Consider the following 21,007-nt stretch of genomic DNA (forward strand, 5'->3'; position numbering starts at 1 on the left):
AAAAAGCTTGGCGACTACGTCGCGGTGAAAGCGTGCAGCAGGCTGCACTTGAGGAAAGCGGCAGCAGGGCTGCGCGCAGTCCAAGGCCTTCGGCACAACTTCCCTATCGTTCCCTTACGCTCATGTGCATCAAGGGTCCGTGCGATTGCGTCGAATCCGCAGTTCGGAAAAGCTGCCCATTCAGATTTTGGCATTGCGCCCCGTGGCAAAAAACTCAACATGGGCACCGCACGCAACTGAGCGCCTCTTCCGTGTCTTGAAACAGGGGTGAGGTGCTATCTCCTTCCTCTTCCCATGGCTTCCTCATCTTCTCCCGCTTACGCTCTCGGCATCGACTATGGCACGAACTCGTGCCGCTCGCTATTGGTAGACCTCAAGGATGGCCGCGAGGTGGGGTCGACGGTCTTCAACTATCCCTCCGGTGACCTCGGGGTGCTGACGGATCCGCGGGACCCGAATGTGGCGCGGCAGAATCCGCAGGACTATCTGGATGGCCTGGAGGCCGTGGTGCGCGGCGCGCTGGAGCAGGCGAAGGCGAATGTAGCAGGCTTCGATGCCGCGCAGGTGGTGGGCATTGGCATCGATACGACGGGCAGCACGCCCATTCCGGTGAACCAGGAAGGCACGCCGTTGGGATTGCTGCCGGAGTTCAAGGGCAACCTGAACGCGATGGTATGGCTGTGGAAGGATCATACGGCACATGCGGAGGCGGCGGAGATCACGAAGCTGGGCAATGAAATCCGCCCGCAGATCATGGCGAAGTGCGGGGGTATCTATTCCTCCGAGTGGTACTGGAGCAAGATCCTGCGCCTGCGCCGGCATGACCCGAAGGTCTTCGAAGCGGGGTACAGCTTCGTGGAGCATTGCGACTGGCTCCCGGCGGTGCTGGCGGGCGATACGAATCCCCTCACCCTGAAACGCAGCGTGTGCGCGGCGGGACACAAGGCCATGTTCAGCACGGAATGGGGCGGCCTGCCTGACAAGGAATTCCTTGCGAAGCTGGACCCGGCGCTCGCCGACCTGCGTGACCGTCTCTACAGCGAGGCTCATGTGGCGGATACGAAGGCGGGCAACCTGTGCGCGGCATGGGCGCAGCGCCTTGGCCTGAAGGAGGGCATCGCGATTGCTGTGGGTGCCTTCGATGCGCACATGGGCGCGGTGGGTGCGGGCATCAAGGAAGGGACGATTGTGAAGATTCTAGGCACAAGCACCTGCGACCTGATGATCGCGCCGGACAGCAAGCCGCTGGCGGACATCCCGGGTGTGTGCGGCATCGTGAATGGCTCGGTCGTCGGCGGGCACTTCGGCATCGAGGCAGGCCAGAGCGCCGTGGGTGACATCTTCCTGTGGTTCGTGAACAACCTCGTGCCGGACAGCTACGGCGCGACGCCGGGTGACAAGTTTGTCAAAATGGAGGCCGCCATGTCCGGGCAGAAGCCGGGCGCGTCTGGTCTGCTGGCGCTGGACTGGAACAACGGGAACCGCACCGTGCTGGTGGACCATCGCCTCACCGGCCTGCTGCTGGGGCAGACACTCCACACGAAGGCGCATGAGGTGTACCGCGCGTACATCGAAGCGACGGCGTTTGGCGCGTTGACCATCATCAACCGCATCGAAGAGTACGGCGTGCCCGTACTGGAAGTGGTGAACACGGGCGGGCTGAGCATCAAGAACGCGACGCTCATGCAGATCTACGCGGACATCCTGGGTCGCCCCATGAAGGTGAGCCGCAGTGAGCAAACCTGTGCGCTGGGTGCAGCGATTTTCGGTGCGGCAGCCGCGGGTGCAGGCACGGTGGCGGACATCCAGTCTCGCGTGACGGCGACTAGAGAAAAGGTGTATTACCCAATTTCTGAAAACCAGACAGTATACGCGGAGTTGTATTCGTTGTATCGTACTCTGCATGACGCCTTTGGCACTGCTGCATGGCAGGGCGGGCTGTACGATGTGATGAAACGACTTTTGGAGATTCGCGCGAGACAACGATGAGCAAAATACTGGATGCACTGAAGAAGGAAGTTTGCGAGGCCAACCGTGCACTGGAGACCTCCGGGCTGGTGAAGCTGACGTGGGGCAATGTGAGCGGCATCGACCGCCTGCAGGGACTGTGGTGCATCAAGCCCAGTGGCGTGGCCTACGGGGACCTGAAGCCGGAGCAGATGGTGGTGCTGGACATGGAGGGGAATGTGACAAAGCACGGCAGCGCCCTGCGCCCCTCCTCCGATACGAAGACGCACCTGCATCTGTACCGCGAGTTCATCCACATCGGCGGCATCACTCACACGCACTCGGTGTATGCCACCATGTTTGCCCAGGCCTCGCGTGAACTGCCGTGTTTTGGCACCACGCATGCGGACCACTTCTACGGCACGGTGCCGGTGGCACGCGCGCTGACGCCGGAGGAAGTGGCGGACGATTACGAACACCACACCGGTGTGGCGATTGTGGAGCGCTTCTGGGAACTGGGGCTCGACCCCGTGGAGATGCCCGCTGTGCTGCAGGCACACCATGCCCCCTTCACCTGGGGCAAGAACGCGATGGACTCCCTGAAGAACAGCATCGCCCTCGAGATGTGCGCACAAATGGCGCTGGGCTCCATGACGCTGCACCCGGGACTCGGAAAGATCCCGCAGCACATCCTGGAGAAGCACCACCTGCGGAAGCACGGCCCCGGAGCGTACTACGGGCAGCAGGGGGCGAATTGACCAGTAGGACGGTGCGACGGTAAGCGGTGGGACGGTGGGTTGAAGATGACTGGCAAGCGCGAACGTGAGCTTGCGACTGTCTCTTCGGCGGCGTCCTTGCGATCATGAGTTGAGTGGGCCGCAAAGAGACGCAAGATGGCGCAAAAATTTGCCACGGGGAGTATGAGCGTCCCATGGCGCAGTAACTCAACTTGGCCGGGGCCACGACTCCACCGCTCACCGTCGCACCGCTTACCGCTCACCGTCGCACCGATCAGTCCCACTGCGAGTTCTTCGTGCCGGCGTAGGTCAAGGCAAGGCCCACCAGGATATGCAGGCCGAGGGCAAAGGTGGCGAGGGTCCAGGGCTCCAGGCCGGTGTTGATCACGACCTTCACGGCATCATAGAAGCTGGTGCTCTTCATGGAGTTCAGGCTTCCGGCCCAAGCCCAGTATGCGGCGATGAAGGGCTTCACGGCGGGCGCGATGAAGTTGGGAAGGGCGAGCAGCGCACCACTCAAGGGAAGCTGGAAGCCCACGAGGTAGATGGAGAGGATGGTCGCCTTCTCCGGAGAACGCATAATCGCAGAGATGCCCAGGCATACGAAGGTCATGGCGCCGGATGCCATGACGAGCATGATGAGCTTGACCACGAGATCACCCGGGATGCCGCTACAGACCATCTCCACGAAGAGGCCCATCCATAATGCCTGCACGAGGACGAAGGTGCCGAGGAACAATACTTTGCTCAGGACATAGCTGGTGGCTCGCAACCCGCCAAGACGCTCACGCTCGAGGATGTCCCGTTCACCGGCGATTTCACGCGCGGCATTGTTTGATGCCATGAGCGTGACGAGCACCACCTGCATCAGGATGAGGCCGGAGACAAGACTACCCGCCCTGAGCTGGCTTTGGTTGTAGGCCTCCTGTTCCTTGGCATTCGCGATCATGTTGGTATCCTGCCGCACGGAGAGCTGGCGCACTTGTGGAATGGGCTCGATGCCAAAGATGACCACCAGCAGCGGGAAACCGAGGGTCATCGCCAGTTGCAGCCAGAGTTGGGTCTTATCCCTCCAGAAAATGGTCCAGCGGCGGCGGAGCAACTCGCGCGTCTGCGCAATCACACCGGGGAGCCGGTGATCCTCAGAGACTTCGGGGTGCGCGCTTTCTTCCTCACCCTCGTCATCGTCCTTCTTCTTGCTCTTGACGTGTTCGCGGGCCTCCTCACGCTGCTTCTTCTCGCGACGCTTCTTGTACTTGGACCAGTCATCACCCTCGTCCTCCTCCTCTTTCTCCTTCTCAGCCTCATCGGGGAAAGTGGCGGCAGAGGGCAGCTTGATGCGGTCCGGCTCACGATCTCCCACCGCCTTGAGGTCGCCCGTGGAGGATTCCTTGTCTTTCTCCTTGTCCCTGGATTCGTCCTTCTTCGGAGCGAGGCCATACGTGGCGTAGTAGGCATCGCGATGGCGGCCCCAGGACTCGGCCCAGCGTTCCGAGCTGCGGCGGGCGAGCTTCGGATAGATCTCCTCCGCCTGCTCCACGCTGAAGTAGTGGGATAGAGCGCGCGGTGGACCATGATACACCACGCGGCCCTCATGCAGGACCAGGATGGTATCAAAGAGGGAGAGATTCGTCAGACTGTGCGTGACATTGATGACGATGCGGCGCGGATTGCTGCGCGCCAGGTCATGCAGGAGCTGGGTGATTTCGCGCTCACTCTTCGGGTCGAGGCCGCTGGTGACTTCATCGCAGAGCAGCAGGGTGGGATTGGTCACCAGTTCCAGGGCAAGGCCCAGGCGGCGACGCTGGCCACCGGAGAGCACCTTCACCTGCCGCTCTGCCAGCGTGGTGAGGCCCGTCTGTTGCAGCGTGGTCTCCACGAGCGCCCACGCGGTCTCCTCATCTGGCTGGCGGGTGCGCAGGGCCACCGCGCTGGCCACGCACTCCTCCACGGTGAGCAAATCGTGCGCAATGCTGAACTGCGGTACATACCCGAGCTCGGAGGGGTGCAGGTCCTTTTCATCCTCCACATTGCGACCCTCCCAGTGGATCTCGCCGTGGTCATGGTGCTTCAGCCCGGCGACGGTCTTCATCAACGTGGTCTTCCCGCAGCCGGAAGGTCCCACGATGGCCAGCAGGTGCCCCGCGGGGATGCTGAAGGTGATGTCGTCCAGCAGCGCATGAGCTTCACCGTCACGATCCAGACTGAGCGAGATGTTCTTGAGTTCGAGCATGCAAGGAGAGGTGGTGGGACCGGCGGCCAGCTAAGCGGAATTTGTTGGTCTGGCCAGAAAAAGTTGCGTATCGTGATTACTGTCTCCGAGATCGCGCGCATGAAACGACGGAAAAAGAAATCCAGCAACAGCCTCCTTCTCCGCCTCCTGTTGTGGGGCGCCCTGATCGCGGTGGTGGCCGTGGGCGGAGTGGGACTGTACGGCTACATCTGGATTCAGGGGTACCTGAAGAGTCCTGCCTTCCAGAAGATGCTCGCGCAGCAACTCGGGAACGCCGTCAAAGGGGAAGCCACCCTGGACTCGATGAACTGGTCCGGCCCCAACCTCTATGTCTCACGCGCAGGGGTGACGCCGAAGGGCAGCCAGGGATGGAAGCTCATCGAGGGTGAAGGCGTGGAGGCCTCCGTTGACTTCCAGGCGGCGCGCAGTGGCGTGTGGCGCGTGACGCGCATCCACCTCGATCGCTTGCGCATGGACTTGCGGAGCGTGGCGGAAATCCCGCAGGAGCTGCCCTCCGATACCGTGCTGGAGACTGCCCCACCCTCCATGCCCGGCTGGCTGAAACGCTGGCTGCCCACCCGCACGCAGATCGATGAGGTGAATATCGACCGCTTTGACCTCGTGCCTGCGAAAGGCACGGAGGGTGTCTCGGTCAAGGAACTCGTGCTCGGCGCGAAACCCGCCACTGATGCGGGTGCCTGGCTGCTGCGTGGCAGCGAGGGAACACTCACCCTGCCTGGTGTGAAGGAACGCTTCCGGATGACCTGCACCAGCGCCCGGCTGGATGCCCGCTCACTCGCGCTGAATGATGGCGTGGCGAAGTGGATAGGCGACAGCGAGGTGACCGCCCGCGGAGACCTGCCGTTTGAAAAGGGCAAAGCATGGCAGTTCAGCGGCCATGTCGCGAATCTTGAGCTCAAGCACGTGCTGGGCGCGGAGTGGCTTTCGAAAGTGAGCGGCACGCTCAGTAGCGACTACGAAGTCACCCCCACCGTGCTGAAGTCGAAGGTGCAGGTGAAGAATGGCGTGGTGGAGAACCTGCCGCTTCTGAACTACGTGGCGGACTTCACACGCACGCAACGCTTTCGCCGCGTAGTGCTGGATGCCGCCACTGCGGATATCGAGCGTGCAGGTGACACGACGCACGTGCGCAACCTCGTGCTGCAATCTGATGGCCTCGTGCGTGTGCAGGGCGATGTGACGCTGCAGGGTCGCGCCATCCAGGGCAAGCTGATGGTCGGGGTACTGCCGGACAGCCTGCGGTGGATTCCCGGCTCCCAGTCCCAGGTTTTCACCGAGCCCAATCCCGCTGGCCCACCCGGCTTTGTGTGGACCCATGTCAATATCACCGGCACGGTGGACTCCATTCGCGAAGACCTGAGCAACCGCCTGCTCATCGCCATGGGCAAGGCCGCGCTGGATGTGCCGCTGGATCTCGCCGGCCGCAGTCTGGAGATGCTGGGCGAAGCCGCCGGTGCTCCAGTATCACCGACGGCTGTGAAGGAAGTTACCACGGAAGTGATGAAGGCCGGGACCGAGGTACTGAAGGGCAGTGGCGATGCAGCAGGCAAGACAGTGGAGAAAGCGGTCGAGACCGGTGTGGATGTGCTGAAGGGCGTGGTGCCGATTTTTGGGAAGTGAGCCTGCGGAACCAGCCACACCAACACAAGGTATCGCCATGAATACTGCCGAACGCATAGTGGAATCCTATTTTCGCTATTGTCGCCACTGTCTGACCATCCCTGACGTCAAGATTCCTGGCGGAAACAACAGGCAAATGGATTTGCTGGCATGGAGCCCGAAGACGAAAACGGCCTACCATGTAGAAAGCACCGTGGTTCCTTCAGGCCGACATTTCAATAAAAGCAAGAGCTGGAAGTCCCCACTTGCCATTTTTCAAAACAAGTTCTACGGCCAACGCAAAGAGCATCAAACGGAAACGTCTGTACCAGCGCAGGACGATCCCGACTTTCAGAAGGTCCTGAAAACCTACGCAAAGTACAGCTTCGATGCGTCAAACCTCAAGCGAGTGTGGGTATGCTGGCACCTTAGTGACTACGAAGTGACACACGACGAAATCATCACTTACTTCGAAGCGAGAGAAGTTCGGAAAGAGTTGGTGGAAATCATCAGCTTTCGAGATGAGATCATTCCTGCCCTCGAAAAGGCAGTGGGAACTTCCAACTACGAAGACGATGTTCTCCGCACTTTCAGCTTCTTTGCTGAGCGTGGGAAGCAGGCCCTTACAGCGTCTTCTCATCCGAGGGCTTGAAGACCCGGCTGGCCAAGGTTCCAGATGGAGGAAGCAACAGGGCGAGCGGGGGTTTTGGTCAGACCGGAGGTCTAACTTCCACTGTCAGGCGGGACGCCTAACCTCCGGGCGTTCAGTCGCAGCGAGACAGAGCGTCTGCTTTGCGCACCACTCCACAGCACAACGTGCGCCACTCTGCCTCCTTACGCGTCGAGATGTACCATCACCCACCATCCGTCCCGCCCAGCACCAATCCTCCCTCCTCCTCTGCGTCCTTTGCACCTCTGCTTCTTTGCGGTTAACCGGAAGTGGACTTGCGATGTGTTCTCGTGAATGACGCATTCGTCAGACCGGAGGTCTAACGCCCACTGTCAGGCGGGACGCCTAACCTCCGGGCGTTCAGTCGCAGCGAGACAGAGCGTCTGCTTTGCGCACCACTCCACAGCACAACGTGCGCCACTCTGCCTCCTTACGCGTCGAGATGTACCATCACACACCATCCGTCCCGCCCAGCACCAATCCTCCCTCCTCCTCTGCGTCCTTTGCACCTCTGCTCCTTTGCGGTTAACCGGAAGTGGACTTGCGATGTGTTCTCGTGATTGGACGCATTCGTCAGACCGGAGGTCTAACGCCCACTGTCAGGCGGGACGCCTAACCTCCTGGAATTTCTTTGCTGCTTCGCTGCTTTGCGTTTCATCTCCACGCACAGACACGACAACTCAACCAGCCGGACGGCGTAGCCACCCGACTGATTGATTGCCTGTCTGGCGGGTCAGCGGAGACCGGCCAGTTACCAATACCATTTGGCAGGAAAGTGGACGAAAGGTGGGACGCTTGCCGCTATGCGGTGGTCGCCGGGGCTTCGGCTTCGAGGTTCACGGCTGTCTCGGCGATTTCTGTGAGCTTCTTGTCAGTCGCTTTTTCCTCATCGAGAGTCTCGCGAAGTATCTTCGCGATGTTCCCCTGCCCCAGCAGCTCAGCAAAGCTGATGGCGCTGCCGTAGCCGGCGATTTCATAATGCTCCACGCGTTGGGCGGCAGAGATCAGCAGGGCATCGGTGACGGCACCGGGCGCGTCTTCTTCGAGGACCTTGGAACCCTCCTTGATGAGGCCTTCCATGCCCTTGCATTTTTCGCCGCGGCTGGAGACTTCCAGTTCCTTGAAGATGCTCTCCAGGCGGTTCACATGTTCCTCGGTCTGTTCGAGGTGTTTTTCAAATCCGGCGGCGAGGTCGGGATTGGAGGCAGCCTTGGCCATCTTGGGAAGCGCCTTGGTGAGTTGTTTCTCGGCGCTATAGAGATCTCGCAGTTCGTGAACGAGGACGTCGTGTAGGTTTTCGAGTTTCATAGCGAGCATGCTTCGCGAGGATGATCCGCAGCGGATGTATGATGAGTACAGCAAGGGATTCTTTTCGCATGCACATGGAAAAATCATGCAGGATGCAGCAGGAAATGCTTGAGCATGCGCCGCGTATTGCACGTTCGTGGCATGGATTGCTGATTCATTAGCCGCAAAAAGACGCAAGAAACTCAAAAGGAATCGGCGCTGGGACAAACCGTGCATACCCAGCCCCATCTTGCTTGCGGAGTAATACCTTTTCTTCTTTGTGCCTTTTGCGTTTCTTTGCGGCTAATGAATCAGACGTGACCCACATCCCTGATGTCGCATGCCCATCCGTCACTCATGAGAGGAGCGATCCAGTGAAGGGCGCGAGCAACTTCATGCCAGCAAGGGCGCCCACTCCCTATGCTTATACACAGGGATTCTTCTGAACGTTCACCTTCACTCCATCGTGTGTCATGGCCAAGAAACACCTTCCTGATTTGATCATCGCCGCGGATCGCGGCCGCTTCATTGCCTATACTCCGAACGAATCCGGCTCGCTCAAAGCACTGAGTATTGCAGAGATTCCCGAAGGGCTGAACAAGCTCAGCGAACAGGTCACGGACAAGGCCGGGGCATTTCCGATGATGGGACCGAACCGCGGGAGTGGCGTGAATGGCACCTTCACTGGTTCTGCGGAGCGGCTCACGCTCGAAGCAGAAATCGAGATGCAATCCTTCCGCAAGGTGGCATCAAACATCGAGTCGCTCGTTTCACGGCGTCAGCCCAAGTCCTGGGGATTCGCCGCGCCTTCAGAAATCAATGGCGCCATCCTTGATGGGGTGGGCCTGCAGGCGAAGCAAAACCTGGTGACAAACCTGCGACAGGACCTGGTGAATGTGCCTGCGGACCAGATCGCGAAGAAGTTCAGCAATGGCGTGTGATGGGGGATCCACAGGACGATTCGGGTTCACCGCAAAGGGGCAAAGGGGCAAAGGACGCAGAGGATTGGAAGGTAGGCGGCCTGCGTGAGGTAGTGCGTCTCGATGCGGAGGAGGCAGAGACGCGCAGATAGGTGATGGGCGAGAAAGGGACGCCTTTGCGATGGTGGACGGTGGCGGGCGTGTGGGTTTTATCGCAAAGCAGCAGAGCAGCAAAGAGATTGGAGGTATGCGTTGAGGCGCTCACGCCGTTGCGCCTGCTGTGGCGATGGCAGATGAAGCGAGGTATCGCAGCGTGGTCTGAAACTCCTCACATCCAAACACGCCGGCCAGAGGCCAGCGCTCCCAGGGCCTGCGAGGCTCATCAAACCACACTCTTCTTTGCTGCTCTGCTGCTTTGCGACAAACCCCATGCAGCCAGCATCCCCGCCGAACGTGGAAACCACGGAAGAGCCAACCTGCGCGTCTCTGCCTCCTCCGCATCGAGGCATACCCACCTCCCGCAGGCAATACCTTTCCAATCCTCTGCGTCCTTTGCGTCTTTGCCCCTTTGCGGTGAACCGGAAGCGTCCATTGACGCGACCACCCGCACGCCCCCAATAACTCTTAACCCATAACTCCCCTACCCCCTGCTCATCATCATGGCCGCGACGACATACAGCACCTTGCAGCCCAAGTGCAGGAGCTGGTCCGTATGGTAGCTGGTGATGCGTTCGCACTTCACGGCATCGATGATGAAATGCAGAATGGTTTCCGCGAGGGCGAAGAAGACATTTCCCGTGATCACCCAGACAAAGCCGGCATGGATGAGGCTGTGGGCCAGCAGGCAGTGAATCCAGAGCGTGGGCGGGAAGTCGCGGCTCTGGGCCGGGTGCTTCACGTGGCGGTTCTTGTGAATCGCGAGGAAGTCACCCTGCAGCGGATAGTCTGCCAGGGAATGGCCAATGGCCAACGCGAACAGCAGCACCAGGCCTTGCACAAGAGTCTGGGGGTGCTGCGTGAATTCGAGCATGGCCGGATTCATTTCATGGACGCATGGAATGGCAAACGGAAAATTGCATGAACAGGCTGGATTTCAGCCGGGACATGCGGGTGCTCCGTGGTCATTGCAGGCGGGAGACTGGCGGGCACGCGGGAGTCCATGGGTCCTTGAGGTGCATCACACCATGGCAGAGCCGGGCATCAGCGGGTGATGTCCTGCCGTGGAGTTCCGCGCGCGCCGGTGCTAGATTTGGTGCATCATGGCCACCTTGTCATTCGTCTCACGGAGACGGCGGCTCAATGTGCTGGAAATGCCGATGAGCAGGTGGGAGGCCGGGAGCGGGCTCACATTCATGAAGTCCTCCAGGCTCTGCCGGTCGATGCGCCAGATCTGGGAAAACTCAATGGCAGTCACCGTGGCGCTGGCCAGGCCTGGGTGGAAGATATTGATCTCACCGATGGTCTCGCCGGGTCCGATGCGGCCCAGAAGCACCGGGCGCCCGCTGCGGGTGGTGGTGGCATGCAGCGTGCCACTGATCACGTAGAACAGGGAGTTCTGCTGGTGTCCCTCTTCAATCAGCACCTGGCGCTCATGTACCGGGAGGAATTCTCCATAGCTGCTCAGGAGCAGGCGGTCGTCGTCGCCGAGCGGTTCGATGATGCCCTTGGCAGGGAGTTCCGGAGTCGAAAATTCGGCGCTCATGAGAGTGAATTGAGATTAATGAAATTCGAGCCGCATTTTTGCAGGATGCATGAGACAGAGGCAAGCAAAGAAACGACCATCAGGCGTGGTAATTTCAATTTGAAGGATTTGGCGGGCGTCCATGCAAGCACTTGCTTGAATCCTGGCAGGCCAGAAACTCCCATCAAAACTGTCCACCACCACCCTTCCGACATCTTGGTACTGTCTGCACCTAAATTCTTCGACTTGTCGCCAGAGCCCCGAGGGACGGCCTGACCGGCTCCCATCGCGTCGGGGAGGGTTTGCGCAAAAGTTTCCGGGCATGGTTCTCGGCGGTGGAGAAGACCGCCTTGTACACCTCGCAGTAGGGGTCTTTCTTCACTAGACTGCCGGTGGCGCTGTAGGCGCGTACCGGGCAGCCCCCATGGCAGATGGAGAGGTAGCGGCACTCCAGGCAATCCTCGTCCTCCACGAGCCTGCCCGGTCGCTCCACAAAGGCCCGGCGCGCGGGGCTGGTCTCCAGCATCCGGGAGAGGCTGGGTTCCTGAAACAGATTCCCAAAGAAGTACTCCGGGTAGCTGGTGACCCAGCAATCGCACTGCGCCACGGTCCCCTTCGAGTCGACAGAGATGAACTGGTTTGAGCAATTCTCCTTCCAGATGCAAGGCAGGCGAGCCGCACGCCCCTCAAAGTGGTCCATGAGCGCATCGAAGGGACCGAGCTTCACCCCGCGGTCGTAGCCGTCCCTCATCCAGATGTCGAAGAGGTCCACGAGGAATGCGGCGAGCTGGCCATTCTCCAGGCGGAACTGGCCCTCCACCTCATGCGCCGGGCCACCGGGAAAGGGGGTATTCACCTGGAAGTTCTCCAGTCCCAATACTTCCGTGTAGTAGCGGTAGAAGGCCTCCGCCCCCACATCGATACTGCCCTGATGCAGCACGGCGATGACGCCGATCTGGATGCCGTCCCGTCGGGCTTCGGCCAGCCGCTTGGTCCAGAGGTCCGTGTAAGCCTCCGCGCTGCCGCTGAAGAGCTTCCGGTGCGGGTTCGGGTAGTCCATCGAAGTGCCCAGCTCCCCTTGAAAGAGGCCGAGGATGACCTCTTTCCAAGCGGAGGAGTAGCTGATGAGATTCGTCTGGAGGTAGTGTGTGAAGCGCCTGCCAGCCTCGTGTGCGGCCCGGGCCATGTAGGCGCCGGTGTCCGCGAACCACTGCGGCCCCATGAGCATGGCCTCCCCACCCTGCCAGTAGATCTCGCACTCGTCATAGCCCGCATGCTTCATGTGCTCCAGCAGGCGCTTCGTGAGGAGTGGCACCATGAGCCGGGAGAGGCGGTGCTTTTCCTTGTGCTCAAAGCAGTAGTCACAGGCGACGTTGCACTCGGACGTCGGCAGCAGGATCACACTGAAGACACGATCGCTCATGAGGTGAGGGTGGATTCGAGCATGGGCTCCTTCTCTGCCAGCGCCGCGCGCATCTCATCTGCGGCCTGCTTCAGCCGGTCGAAGAGCGGAATGATGCCCGCAGCGCAGGAGTAGTTTTCATCCGGCCACTTGAAGTATCCCTGGCACATCCCCAGCCAGGGGCACAGGGCACACTCGGCGCCCGAGTCCAGCAGGTGCGTCACATGCCGCTCCACGAAACCCGCCGGCGTGACCACGGTATCCATTTCAGAAAATACCTCCGCCGTGCGTGGCACCCGCACATGCCCCTTTTCATCACGCCGCGGAAACATGGCGGGCTCCTCCTGCAGGATTCCCCACAAGTCGCCGGGGTGATGCCCGTGGAAATGGGACAACACCGAGTGGAAAAACTCCACGGGCGCATCCACCATGGGATCGTAGAGATACAGGGACAGAGCCTCATCCAGCTCCGCCAGCGCCGCGCCCACCGGTTGCCCGGGCAGGAGACGTACCGGCAGGCCGATGGACGTGGCCAGCTTCAGCGCCTTCAAAAATCCGGGACGCACCGGCATGGTAACCCCAATCGGACGGGCATGCGAGGCGTCCACCAGCCGATAGAGGCGGCTGAACTCCTCCAAGGGGTCCTGCATCAGCACATCCAGTGAAAGGGCGTCATGGCGTTGCGCGACGGCCCTCCACAGTTCCAGGTCATCCAGCAGTCCCCGGACCTCAATCCACTCAAGCCCCTCCGGAGACTCATCCAGCAAGGCCAGCAACTCCGCTGGCGTGGCAACAGAAGCCACCCAGCGGGAGTGCGCATTCGTGGAGGGAGGAGCCGTCTGGGCAGGCCAGATGGTGATAGCATCCCGGTACAGGTCTCCTCGCTCTCCACGCATGCGCGTTTCCTTCTACTCCGGCCCCCCAAAGACCGGCCTAGGTTTGTCTATTTACCCATGAACCACCAACACACTACCAAGCACCAATTACCAACTACCAACGATTGATCCAGCCACCGCCGCCCACGCGACGATTGATCCATCCGCCACCACCACCTCCGCGGCCGTTGAGCCAGCCGCCAGCGCGGTTTACCCAGCCCCCGCGGCCATTGATCCAGCCTCCGCCACCATAACGCCGGTTCACCCAAGCACCGGCCTGGGCGGAACCCGCAGAGCCCAGCCACGCTGCGCCCGTAGCAGCCGCCACGGCAGCGGCGGACCACCTGCCCACGGCACGCAGGCATTCCCTGCGATCCATGGCCTCGCGGTCCTGCGGCGAAACCTCCTCGGTGTTCATCTCCTTGCCAGAAGTCTCTTCATTCATGGCCATGCCTCCAGAATGGTTGGGATCGCTTATTTCTTCTCCTCACCGCTCGTGAGCGTGGAGAAGTGCAGGGAGAAAATTTTCCACGCTCCCTCCTCCTTCGCGGCCGTGATGGAAATGTTCAGCGGGAGGGATACTTCCTTGCCCTTCAGCTTCCCATTCACGTTTCCGCTGGCCATGAGCCAGCCCATGTCCCCGTTGAGCCCGCCAAACTTGTGCTGGTACTCAAACTGCTGCTCGCCCTTGTCAAAGGACTCAAAGAAGTGCGTGTAGGCATCCTTCAGCTCTTCTGTCCCGCTCCAGATTTCACCCGGACCGGTGCCCATGACGGCTCCTTTTTTGGCAAATGTCTTGAGCACACCTTCGAGGTCGTGCCCCTTCAGGGCTTCATCGTGGGCCTTCAGCAGGGCCTTGACCTTTTCCAGTTCCGGATTGACTGCGGAGCCCTCCTCCGCCGCGGGTACCTTCGTGGTGCTGGCAGCTGCGTACGCCAGTCCTGTAAGCGCAGAGAGCACGGCTGTTCGACGTCTCATGGCAATAAGGATTTTGTTCCCCGAAATTCCACCACGAACGAGGGTGAATCTCCATCTAAAAAACCACCGAGGCCGCGGCTTCACCCTATCCATGGAGTAGAAATGATGGGGATTCTGCAACATGGGCGCACCCCGGCCCTAAAACACCGTGCTTCAGGGCAAATTTGGACACTACAGAAAGAAACTCCACCCCGCCAGGGCGGCCCGGAAATTTCACTGGATTTCAGTAGCATACCCATACAGAATCGACCTCCCCCATCCCAAGCCCACACCAATACATCGCCAAATCATGTCCGAAGAGAGCAACGACCGTTCATTCCGCCTCGATCTCGCTTTTGCCCACCTGCTTCTCCGCCTCTGGGTAGCTGAGCGTCTCATCATGGCCGGCGTCGACAAATTCCGCAAAGGCGCGACCGCGGACGGCGCCACCTTCAACATGGAAAATTACAAGGCCAAGAGCGCGCAGATCGCGGATCTCATGGCCAGCAACAGTTTCCTGCCCAAGTGGATGTGTGAGCAGTATGCCATGGGCATCGGCTTCGCCCTCCTCGGCGTAGGCGCCTGGGTCCTCATCGGTCTCTTCACCGAGTTCAGCCTTCTGGCCGCCGGCCTCGTCTTCCTGTCCCTCGGCTTCGGCCTGGCAGCCCTGCCGGACGACACGGAAGTGGTCTACATCGGCGTTTCCATCCTGATCACCGCCACGGCGCTCATGACCGCCAAGGCCAAGCAGATCTCGCTGGATGGTCTTCTCTTCCGTCGCAAGGCAGACTAAACGCTGCCCGCGATTGCCTGTCTCATTTACGTTACGTGAAGTGAAGTGCCACTCGAACGCATGAACGCCACTCCCCTTTCTTCTGAGCCATCCGGTCTTTCCCGTTTCATGGACCGGCGCGGCTTCATCCGCACCAGCGCCGCCGCAGCCGGCGGTGGCCTCCTGCTGGCCACCAGCAAGAGCGCCATGGCCCAGGCCAGCGCTGCCGGTCGCAAAATCAAATGCGCCCTCGTGGGCTGTGGCGCCCAGGGCGACGCCCTGCGCACCGCCTCCAAGACCGTCGACGGCATCCACTGGGTGGCCGTGGCGGACATCTGGAAGTACAACCGCACTCCGATGGCCCGCCGCATGGCCCTGGAGAACAAGCATCAGGTCGAAGGCGCGGTGAACGAGTACGAAACCATCGAGGAACTCCTGGACAAGGAGACCTCCATCGAGGCCGTCTTCGTCGCCACCCCGGACTTCCTGCACGCCCCCTTCTCCCGTCTTGCCCTCGAGAAAGGCAAGTCCGTGTACTGCGAGAAGATGATGTCCAACACCATCGAAGGTGCTCGCGACATGGTGAAAGCCGGTCGTGAGAACAAAGGCATCTTCCAGATTGGCCACCAGCGCCACAGCAACCCGCGCTACATCAACCTGCGTGACAATGTCATCCGCAAGAATGAGCTGCTCGGCCGGGTAACGCACTGCTACGGCCAGTGGAACCGCGGCGTCTCCGCCTCTGTGCCCCTCGGCGTGCCGAAGAATCAGGACATCCCGCAGGAGATGCTGAGCAAGTACGGCTACGTGGACATGCTCCAGTTCCGCAACTGGCGCTTCTTCAAGCAGTACGGCGCCGGCCCCCTCTCCGACCTCGGTGCCCACCAGATTGACATGTTCAACTGGATGTATGACGCCACCCCGGTGTCCATCATCGCCACGGGCGGTGTGGACTACTACGATGGCTCCACGGGTGAAGACGGCCAGCCGAAGGCCAAATTCGAGCTGCCGGACAACGTGATGTGCCTGTATGAGTTCAAGCTCCCCTCCGGCACCATGCGCGCCTACTACCAGGTGCTCACCACCACCGGTTCCCAGGGCTTTTATGAGAAGCACATGGGCGTGAAGGGCTCCGCGATCATTTCCGAGGCTGCCATGTACAACCAGGTGTACGCCGAGCCCGGCAACGACTGGACGAAGTTCAGCGAAGGTCCGAAGCCCTTCATCGCGAAAGCGCAGGACAAGATCAAAAACAAGTTCTGGGAGCAGAGCCGCAACTGGGAAAAGCCCAAGCCCCCGTCCTATACCAAGGTGTCCGCCGCAGACGTCCGCGAGAGCAAGGCGCTGGACCAGTGGGAGCTCAACGTGACGCTCGACGAGCGCCCGCACGCTCCGCACATCCGGAACTTCATCGAGTCCGTGCAGACAAACGACCCGAAGCACCTGACTTGTAATGTGATGGATGCCTTCAAGTCCTGCGTGACCGTGCTGAAGGCGTACGAAGCCATCGAAAAGGGCGCCAAGGTCGTGTTCACCCCCGAAGACTTCACTGTGGCCTGAGAACCATCCTCCCTGAGCCATCCAACCTGAATCTCCAAACGCAAAAATGAAACTGAAGACCGACATCCTCCTTATTGCCGGCGGCCTTGTGGCAGCCTCCCTCGCCCTCTCCTCGTGCGGAGAGCAGAAGCCCGCCTCCCCCTCCGGTGATGCAGCCAAGACCGAAGCGACCGCTCCCGCCGCTGGCGGTGGCGCCTCCGCTGCGGCTCCTCCCGCCAACGTGCCTGCGGGCGAGCTGGTGGAAATCAAGCCCAGCTATCCGAAGGCCATGTTCGTCGGTACGCCCGTGCCTGTCGGCGACATCCCGAACCTGGAAAAGGCTGACCCGGAAGCCGTGAAGGCCCGCCTGAACTTCAGCCTTCCCAAGGGCACGGAAAACGTGGCCAAGGGCAAGACCGTGACCAGCTCCGACCCGCTGCCGATCATCGGTACGCTGGACCTCGTGACGGACGGTGACGCGGATGCCGCAGACGGCTGCTACGTGGAACTCGCCCCTGGCCACCAGTGGGTGCAGATCGACCTCGGCGCCGAGTACGACATCTGGAAAATCCTCCTCTGGCACTTCCACAAGCAGGCCTCCGTGTACTTCGACGTGAACGTGCAGGTCAGCAATGATCCGAAGTTCGAGACCGGCGTGACCAGCGTGTACAACAGCGACCACGACGACAGCTCGAAGCTCGGCAAGGGCCCTGACCTCGCCTACACCGAAACCAACCACGGCCGTCTCATCGACGCCAAGGGCACCAAGGGCCGCTATGTGCGCCTCTGGAGCAACGGCAACACCGCAAACGAAATGAACCACTACATCGAAGTGAGCGTCTACGGCTCGCCTGCGAAGTAAGGTTGATGCTTCTCAAAGCAGATTGATTCTTCAAACAAACAAAGCGCCGGGGGGGAGACTCCGGCGCTTTGTTTGTTTGAAGGGGGTGCCGGTGCTGAGGGGTTGGGTTGGTTGGCGAAGGGTGTTGGGTGTGGCGGGCTGCATTGGATCAAACGCAGAGACACAGAGACGCAGAGGAACTTCGGAGCCTGAGGGCTGCGAGTGTGGAAGGCGGAGTCCGGAGTCCAGCGTTCACATGGCGAACAATGCGGAACACGGAACCAACCGAGAACCCAGAACCCAGAACCCAGAACGGCAATTCTCAGTTTCAGTCTCCGAAGTTCCTCTGCGTCTCTGTGTCTCTGCGTTGAACACCCTGCACACAAACTCACCCATCATAGATGCTCCCATACGCAGGTAAATTTGTACCTGCTGAACCCCAAGCCCCTCGCGAAGGGACTCGCGAGCTACGTTGAACTACGCAGCCCGCTCCGCACCTTCTCCAGCACCTCATCAAACGCATCCTGCCACTGCCGCACGCCGGTATTCTCCAGCAGCCACTGCCGACCTGCCGCACCCATGGTACGACGCTCCTCCGCAGACATCGCTTCGAGTCTCATCACATCCTCCGCAAGTGCAGCTTCATTGCCCGGCTCATGCAGCAGCCCTGTTTTTCCATGCTGCACTGTTTCCGTGAGACCTCCTGAAGCGGCGGCGAGCATGGGCTTGGCATAGTCATACGCCTCATAGGTCACGAGGCCCAGGGGTTCCCACCACAAAGAAGGCGCGAGCATGGCCCGGCAGTGGCGCAGCACTTCAGTCTTCTGCGCGCTCTCGATGAGGCCTAGGTGATGGATGTCCTGGTGCTTCGCGACGGCGGTGCGCACTTCGTTTTCCAGCGGACCTTCACCCCCAATCCAGAGATGCGGCGTGTTTGCGCCGAGCTTCTCGCGAAGGATATCCCACGCACGCAGCAAGGTGGTGACACCCTTCACATCCACGAGCCGCGCGAGGAAGAGGTAGTAGCCCCTGTCATCCGTGGCCACCGGATTCGGCATGACGTCCCACGAGTGGCGCAGGGCAAAGACGTGCTCCGCCGGAAGGCCCGCACCGTGCACCAGTTTGTCCCGCAAGAACTCAGAGATGCACACCCAGGCCTTCACACTCTGCAGCCACCCGGAGCGATGCAGGCGGCGCAGTACCATGGCCATGATGGCGGACTTCAGGCGCGAGCCCTGCCACACCCCGGCCTGCACTTCACGGCGGAAGTCACCGCGCAAGGCCTCTTCCGGGAAGACGCCATTCGCATAGAGCGTGCCGCTGATGGAGAAGGGTCGGAAATTGTGCATGTACTGGATCACCGGCACGCCCAACGTCTGCGCCGCGTGGTACAGAGATGGTGAGCCGACGGGATACACGTTGTGAAACAGCGCCACATCTGGATGGAACTTCTCCACCGCTTTTGTGAAGCGCTCACGACTCTCATGATTGTAGAAGGTCCGTCGAAGCTGGCCGAACTTCCCCGGCGCGCCGGGGTCCAGCCATTCCTTGCTCTCGAAGAAGCAGCGCCCCATCTCATGCCGCTCACCCAGGTGGCGGTAGATGCGGTCCACGGACTTCTCCTCGCCCCCCATGTGGACGTAGCGGTTGAAGACCTGGAGGATGCGCATGCGTGTCGTGGTTCCCTTCGCCCATGAAACGCGGGATGCGTGGCGGGGAAAGCGCAAAGTTTTGGGAGTGTGGCGGGAAGGAAGCAGACGATATCACGCCATAGGGACGCTTCCGGTTAACCGCAAAGGGGCAGAGAGGCAAAGGTCGCAGAGGATTGGAAGGGTATTGCCTGCGGGAGGTGGTGCGTTTCGTTGCGGAGGAGGCAGAGGAACGGAGAGGACGCGAGGAAAGGACGACTGCATGCTGAGCACGCAGGCTTTGTTTTATTGCAAAGCGGCCAAGTAGCGAAAGCAGCAAAGAATTTCCAACGGAGGTTAGGCCTCCAGCCTGACGGTCCGGTCTGTGAATGTCTTGAGGTGCGGGCCTCTATCTGGTCAGGAGACCAGGCTTCCTTTCTGACTGATGGGCAACCTCCCTGTCCTTTGCTGCTTGGCTGCTTTGCGATAAAACCAACCCGCCTCACCCCGGCGACCAACTCAAAGTCATCCCTACCACACATCCCCCGCCGCGACTCTGCCTCCTCTGCTTCGAAGTGCACCACGTCCGGCGTATCCATCACCTCCCCCACTCCATCCCAAGGTCCTTTGCGTCCTTTGCCCCTCTGCGTCTTTGCGGTTAAGCGGAAACGGCCTTGTGATGTAATCGGAAAAGGGAGGGGTTGCTGTCGGGTCGGAAGACCCAACTACCACGTCAGGCCGGAAGGCCCAACCTCCGTTGAGAGCTTCTTTGTTGTGCGAACGCTCTGCTTTGCGATTCCACCTGTACGCGCCTCTTGACCCCGCCGCGCAGCACGCGAAACATAGTTCTCTCCTCCTTCCTCATTCTCCCTTTCCTCATGGCTTCCAGCAGCAACTCCCCTCGCATTCTCGTCACCGGCGGCGCCGGATTCATTGGCTCGGCACTGGTGTGGGCGCTCAATCTGCGGGGACATGAGAACATCCTCGTGACCGACCGCCTCTCGACGGACGAGAAATGGAAGAACCTGGTGGCACTGAAGTATGCCGACTACCTGGACGCCGATGATCTGCTGAAGGCTGTCGAGACCCGGCCGGATCACCTGGGCAAGTTTGATGTGGTGTATCACCTCGGCGCGAACTCGGCCACCACCGAGCGCGACTCGCACCACCTGATGAAGAACAACTTCGAGTACACGAAGACCCTCGCGCACTGGGCACTTGGCATGGGCGCCCGCTTCGTCTACGCCTCCTCCGCTGCGACCTATGGCGATGGCGCCTATGGCATGGATGACAAGATGGAGGACATCGACGTGCTGCGCCCGCTGAACATGTACGGCTACTCGAAGCACCTCTTCGACCAGTATGCCCGCCGCGCCGGCATCGACCAACGCATCGTGGGATTGAAGTACTTCAACGTCTACGGCCCGAATGAAAATCACAAGGGCGACATGCGCTCCGTGGTGAACAAGGCCTTCGCCCAAATCCAGAACGAGGGCAAGGTGCAACTCTTCCGCAGCCACCGCCCCGACTACGGCGACGGCGAGCAGATGCGCGACTTCCTCTATGTGAAGGATGCGGTGGACATGACCATCTTCCTCGGCACCAACCCGGACGTGGGCGGCCTCTGCAACCTCGGCTCCGGCAAGGCCCACTCCTGGAAGCAGCTCGTGAGCGCCATCTTTGCCGCTCTGGATCTGCCGGTGAACATTGAGTTCGTGGACATGCCCGCCCACCTGCAGGCGAAGTACCAGTACTACACCTGCGCGGATATCAGCAAACTGCGCTCCGCCGGCTTCAACGGCACCATCACTGAGCTGGACGTCGCCGTGAAGGACTACGTGCAGGGCTACATGGCACCGGGAAAATTGCTCGGGGATTAGGGCAATTACTTCGCTAAC

Annotated in this window: 18 protein-coding genes; 9 read left to right on the forward strand and 9 right to left on the reverse strand. The window is 60.5% G+C overall.

Annotated features, from left to right (window positions below):
* The first annotated feature begins 294 nt into the window (after positions 1–294).
* Together DES53_RS28840 and araD are read left to right on the forward strand one after the other, a co-directional pair.
* Positions 295–1,989, forward strand: a complete 1,695-nt coding sequence (locus tag DES53_RS28840) for a ribulokinase (RefSeq protein ID WP_113961820.1) — start codon at positions 295–297, stop codon at positions 1,987–1,989.
* 5 nt (positions 1,990–1,994) lie between these two features.
* Positions 1,995–2,705, forward strand: a complete 711-nt coding sequence (gene araD / locus DES53_RS28845; protein WP_113961903.1) for an L-ribulose-5-phosphate 4-epimerase AraD — start codon at positions 1,995–1,997, stop codon at positions 2,703–2,705.
* A gap of 253 nt (positions 2,706–2,958) precedes the next feature.
* Here araD and DES53_RS28850 read toward each other — a convergent pair whose 3' ends face one another.
* Entirely contained in the window at positions 2,959–4,917 is a 1,959-nt protein-coding gene (locus DES53_RS28850) for an ATP-binding cassette domain-containing protein (RefSeq protein WP_113961821.1), read from the reverse strand.
* A gap of 99 nt (positions 4,918–5,016) precedes the next feature.
* On the opposite strand from DES53_RS28850, the gene DES53_RS28855 reads away from it, so the two are divergent.
* Both DES53_RS28855 and DES53_RS28860 read left to right on the forward strand, forming a co-directional pair.
* On the forward strand, positions 5,017–6,558 hold the full coding sequence (locus DES53_RS28855; RefSeq protein ID WP_113961822.1) for an AsmA family protein: 1,542 nt from the start codon (positions 5,017–5,019) through the stop codon (positions 6,556–6,558).
* Positions 6,559–6,595: 37 nt separating this feature from the next.
* Positions 6,596–7,189, forward strand: a complete 594-nt coding sequence (locus DES53_RS28860; protein ID WP_147263697.1) for a hypothetical protein — start codon at positions 6,596–6,598, stop codon at positions 7,187–7,189.
* A gap of 819 nt (positions 7,190–8,008) precedes the next feature.
* On the opposite strand, the gene DES53_RS28865 is transcribed toward DES53_RS28860, so the two are convergent.
* The gene (locus tag DES53_RS28865) at positions 8,009–8,515 is read right to left on the reverse strand and encodes a YciE/YciF ferroxidase family protein (RefSeq protein WP_113961904.1); all 507 of its coding nucleotides are present in this window, start codon (positions 8,513–8,515) and stop codon (positions 8,009–8,011) included.
* Between the two features lie 452 nt (positions 8,516–8,967).
* Between DES53_RS28865 and DES53_RS28870 the strand changes: the two genes are divergently transcribed.
* Positions 8,968–9,435 (forward strand): host attachment protein, encoded by a 468-nt coding sequence (locus DES53_RS28870; protein ID WP_113961824.1) that lies wholly within the window; start codon positions 8,968–8,970, stop codon positions 9,433–9,435.
* Between the two features lie 619 nt (positions 9,436–10,054).
* Here the strand turns inward: DES53_RS28870 and DES53_RS28875 are convergent.
* The 6 genes from DES53_RS28875 to DES53_RS28900 form a co-directional block, all read right to left on the reverse strand.
* On the reverse strand, positions 10,055–10,444 hold the full coding sequence (locus tag DES53_RS28875; protein WP_113961905.1) for a DUF3307 domain-containing protein: 390 nt from the start codon (positions 10,442–10,444) through the stop codon (positions 10,055–10,057).
* A gap of 213 nt (positions 10,445–10,657) precedes the next feature.
* Positions 10,658–11,116, reverse strand: coding sequence for a Crp/Fnr family transcriptional regulator (locus DES53_RS28880; protein WP_113961825.1), 459 nt, complete (start codon positions 11,114–11,116; stop codon positions 10,658–10,660).
* Between the two features lie 211 nt (positions 11,117–11,327).
* Positions 11,328–12,518 (reverse strand): radical SAM protein, encoded by a 1,191-nt coding sequence (locus DES53_RS28885; protein WP_113961826.1) that lies wholly within the window; start codon positions 12,516–12,518, stop codon positions 11,328–11,330.
* Complete coding sequence (locus DES53_RS28890; protein ID WP_113961827.1) at positions 12,515–13,393, reverse strand: hypothetical protein; 879 nt, start codon at positions 13,391–13,393, stop codon at positions 12,515–12,517. The genes DES53_RS28885 and DES53_RS28890 overlap by 4 nt, the downstream gene beginning before the upstream one ends.
* A gap of 94 nt (positions 13,394–13,487) precedes the next feature.
* Positions 13,488–13,817 carry a hypothetical protein gene (locus DES53_RS28895; protein WP_211325726.1) on the reverse strand — a complete coding sequence of 110 codons (330 nt, stop codon included), beginning with the start codon at positions 13,815–13,817 and terminating at the stop codon, positions 13,488–13,490.
* A 29-nt stretch (positions 13,818–13,846) separates the two neighbouring features.
* Complete coding sequence (locus DES53_RS28900; protein ID WP_170157503.1) at positions 13,847–14,350, reverse strand: nuclear transport factor 2 family protein; 504 nt, start codon at positions 14,348–14,350, stop codon at positions 13,847–13,849.
* Positions 14,351–14,639: 289 nt separating this feature from the next.
* Between DES53_RS28900 and DES53_RS28905 the strand changes: the two genes are divergently transcribed.
* Genes DES53_RS28905 through DES53_RS28915 form a run of 3 tightly spaced genes read left to right on the forward strand, consistent with a single transcriptional unit; the run spans position 14,640 to position 17,502 of the window.
* A complete protein-coding gene (locus DES53_RS28905) occupies positions 14,640–15,122 on the forward strand; it encodes a DoxX family membrane protein (RefSeq protein ID WP_113961829.1) in 483 nt (160 codons plus the stop codon).
* A 60-nt stretch (positions 15,123–15,182) separates the two neighbouring features.
* Positions 15,183–16,661 carry a Gfo/Idh/MocA family protein gene (locus DES53_RS28910; protein WP_113961830.1) on the forward strand — a complete coding sequence of 493 codons (1,479 nt, stop codon included), beginning with the start codon at positions 15,183–15,185 and terminating at the stop codon, positions 16,659–16,661.
* A 46-nt stretch (positions 16,662–16,707) separates the two neighbouring features.
* Positions 16,708–17,502 (forward strand): galactose-binding domain-containing protein, encoded by a 795-nt coding sequence (locus DES53_RS28915; protein WP_113961831.1) that lies wholly within the window; start codon positions 16,708–16,710, stop codon positions 17,500–17,502.
* A 446-nt stretch (positions 17,503–17,948) separates the two neighbouring features.
* Here DES53_RS28915 and DES53_RS28920 read toward each other — a convergent pair whose 3' ends face one another.
* Complete coding sequence (locus DES53_RS28920) at positions 17,949–19,151, reverse strand: glycosyltransferase family 4 protein (RefSeq protein ID WP_113961832.1); 1,203 nt, start codon at positions 19,149–19,151, stop codon at positions 17,949–17,951.
* Positions 19,152–19,987: 836 nt separating this feature from the next.
* Between DES53_RS28920 and rfaD the strand changes: the two genes are divergently transcribed.
* Positions 19,988–20,989 (forward strand): ADP-glyceromanno-heptose 6-epimerase, encoded by a 1,002-nt coding sequence (gene rfaD, locus DES53_RS28925; RefSeq protein ID WP_113961833.1) that lies wholly within the window; start codon positions 19,988–19,990, stop codon positions 20,987–20,989.
* Positions 20,990–21,007: the final 18 nt, after the last annotated feature.

Source organism: Roseimicrobium gellanilyticum (genome assembly GCF_003315205.1).
GTDB lineage: Bacteria > Verrucomicrobiota > Verrucomicrobiia > Verrucomicrobiales > Verrucomicrobiaceae > Roseimicrobium > Roseimicrobium gellanilyticum.